This is a genomic window from Candidatus Methylacidithermus pantelleriae (assembly GCF_905250085.1).
Taxonomy (GTDB): Bacteria; Verrucomicrobiota; Verrucomicrobiia; order Methylacidiphilales; family Methylacidiphilaceae; genus Methylacidithermus; species Methylacidithermus pantelleriae.
The window spans coordinates 1-2,602 of sequence record NZ_CAJNOB010000065.1; the positions used below are offsets into that span (position 1 = coordinate 1).

Annotated in this window: 2 protein-coding genes and 1 pseudogene; 2 read left to right on the plus strand and 1 reads right to left on the minus strand. The window is 55.8% G+C overall.

Features of this window, described 5'->3' with window-relative positions; all coding sequences use genetic code 11:
- Nucleotides 1-599, plus strand: a pseudogene (locus tag KK925_RS09960) (hypothetical protein); the annotation flags it as partial.
- 91 nt (nucleotides 600-690) lie between these two features.
- Nucleotides 691-1,005, plus strand: coding sequence for a hypothetical protein (locus tag KK925_RS09965; protein ID WP_174583586.1), 315 nt, complete (start codon nucleotides 691-693; stop codon nucleotides 1,003-1,005).
- Nucleotides 1,006-1,691: 686 nt separating this feature from the next.
- Here KK925_RS09965 and KK925_RS09970 read toward each other — a convergent pair.
- Nucleotides 1,692-2,270 (minus strand): hypothetical protein, encoded by a 579-nt coding sequence (locus tag KK925_RS09970; RefSeq protein ID WP_174583587.1) that lies wholly within the window; start codon nucleotides 2,268-2,270, stop codon nucleotides 1,692-1,694.
- Nucleotides 2,271-2,602 lie beyond the last annotated feature (332 nt).

Genomic DNA, 2,602 nt, shown 5'->3' on the forward strand with positions numbered 1-2,602 from the left:
TGGCTGAGGCTCAGAGGCGGACGGAGGAGAGGTTAGAGGAGTTGGCTCAAGCCCAGCGGCGATCGGAGGAGCGGATGGGAGAGCTGGCTGAGGCTCAGAGGCGGATCGAGGAACAGTTGGCGGACCTGGTTGAAGCGCACAGGCAATTAGAGCGACGGGTTGGGACCCTAGAGGATCGTGTGGGGAGTCTTCTAGGCAGTGATCTTGAACGCCGGTATCGGGAACGGGCGTATTCCTTTTTCCAACGCATTCTTAAGAGAATTTCAGTGATGGATCCTGGAGAACTGCAGGACGTGTTGGGTGATGCGGTTGCGGCAGGTCGAATCACGGAAGAAGAGGCCGGGGACGTGCTCAATGCGGATGTGATCGCGCAGGGACGCCGGGACGGCGAATCGACCTATCTTGTAGTCGAAGTGTCAAGAGAGGTGGAGAACTACGATGTGGAACGGGCGGTACGGCGAGCAGGACTTCTCCATCGTGCGACTGGAGTTTCCGTACTAGCGGTGGTAGCCGGCGAAGAGATTAAGGGGGAAGCGGATGCGCAGGCACGGGCGCAAGGGGTTTGGCGAGTCCTCGATGGGGTGGTCTTTCCGCCATGACCGTGAGATCGCCGATTGACGTCGCTTCGATCCATGGGAAGGAGTCACTGGTTCTGTGTGCCGACGGTCGTTGCAGACCGTTCCTGTTTGCATGCATACAACGCGTTTTACGGCTGACTCAAAAGGTTTCCAGGGTGCTAATAACTTTGGATGGGAAGAGGCAGCCGGTAAGGGTTTCCGTGTGGACTTTTGTGCGAAAAAAAGCGCAACGGAAGAACCGGAAAAAAAGAAACCAGAAGAGCTACCCGCGGCAACTGGCGAGGACAGGCTTGAGGTTTTATTGAAAGCAAGTCGCGCTTTATACTGCCCGAGCAAAGAGGGCGATGGCCTTTCGAAGCTGGATCGCCGGAACATGCTCTTAAGAGCACAGGCAAGCCTAGCCATGGGCTTTACGGTCGGAGGCTAGGGACTTGGCTTTCGGTGGATTGAGGAGTTTACGTGACCCAGGACCAGGAAGCAAAACCTCTTCTACGTTTGTGGCAAGGTTTAGCTACAGGCGTCCGATCGTTGGGATCTGGTTCCAGGGTTACAAGGAGAGATCTTTCGGATCGCAAGCTTAGTTCACCGTTCCGGAACACACAGTCATCTATTTTGTTTTAGCAAAACCCAATGACCGGTTGCTTCCTTCCGTCCACGCCCCATAGCTGGTAGCCCGCCCCAAGGCCGTTCTGCTGCCAGAGTGACGTCCACAGGTGTAACTTTCCAGCGAACTCCCGGTGGGTTCCTTGGGATGGCCCTGCCAGTAACGAAGCAAGTGAAACGAAACATCGGGGTCCCTGTCCACTGAAAACCCGCAAGGCCCGACACCGAAAGGCTCTCTTGGAGAGCGAAAGCGCTAGCCTGATTTGCCCGCAGTGCGAACACCGTTTCGCGCAGGGAACGTTTTTTCGAGTCACCACCAGGGTGGGCCCCTCCCCTCCGCTCCTCTCCGCATGCGCACCCCAGCATCCCTAGCTTAACTTTGACACTGTTTGAAGGTAAATGACCGTAGCCGAGTAGGTGAATGGTTTGGTCCTGTCTCCCTGATCCACTTGGGTCCGTGAGAAAAAAGAGGAAGCAGGCCCAGTTTTTGGAGGAGCTCGGTTTCCTTCTTTAGGTATTTTGCAAAGCATGCGCCGCGAAAATTTGCCTCGGGCGAAAGCCGGGCAACGTCGGATCGCGTAAAGGCAACGAAGCATTGTGGGGGATTTCTTCCGTGGAAGCCTTTTGACATCCATTGCGCTTGGGAGCCCGGCGATGAGCCCGGAGACCAGGGAAAAGAGCCGGGTCGAATTGCAGACTGGGGTCGCCTCCCCCAGCAGGGATCCACGGGAGAGACCTCCCGGGAACTTTTGAGCTCAAAAAACTCCGGCTCTTCCTGGGCGAGTGGCTTAGAATGAGTGACGAGTGCTCCGGGGGAAACTTCCGGCCGGGAGGGACGGGCTGCAGGAGTCCATCGATCGCTCCCTTTTCTGCGATCCGCTCCTCTCTTTCCGTTTCCACCAGAAGGAGGCGAGGAGGGTAAACCCAATACTCCCAAGTATTGATGGGCTTGCAGATAAGAGAGCGCACCGAACCGACCGGGCTCCGCAGTATGACGGGATCGGCTTTTTTCGCGATCGTTTTCCGAATCTCGAGCAATAGCTCCTGGGCAGAAGCCACTTGGCTTTCCCCTCGGGCCCGATCGCTCAAGGCCTAGGGCATTTTTTTGCGGCAATCACCTACCGAACCCCATTGCCTTGTACGTGGATCAGTTGACTCCGGTCGGTAAGCCAAAGCTCGCAATGTTTTGGGAAGATTGCGACCATCGCTCTTGGAGCTTAGCCTCTCTTAGCTCAAGTGAGATACGCAAAGCTCCGTCTCTCGTGAGCGTCCCCAAGTTGCACGGGCTTTTTCCTTCCTCCATCAAAAACCAAGGTTCTTTCTTAGATCCCCAATCGTCCTTGGAGGTGTCACGAGCAACGCCACAAGAGTTTTCGAATCCGCCCGGTTTTCCTCGCAAAATTTTTACAAGAAAACCGAAA

What these genes read in the sequence shown, in the direction of transcription:
- KK925_RS09965 (WP_174583586.1), top strand. Translation starts at nt 691, where the DNA reads ATGCATACAACGCGTTTTACGGCTGACTCAAAAGGTTTCCAGGGTGCT.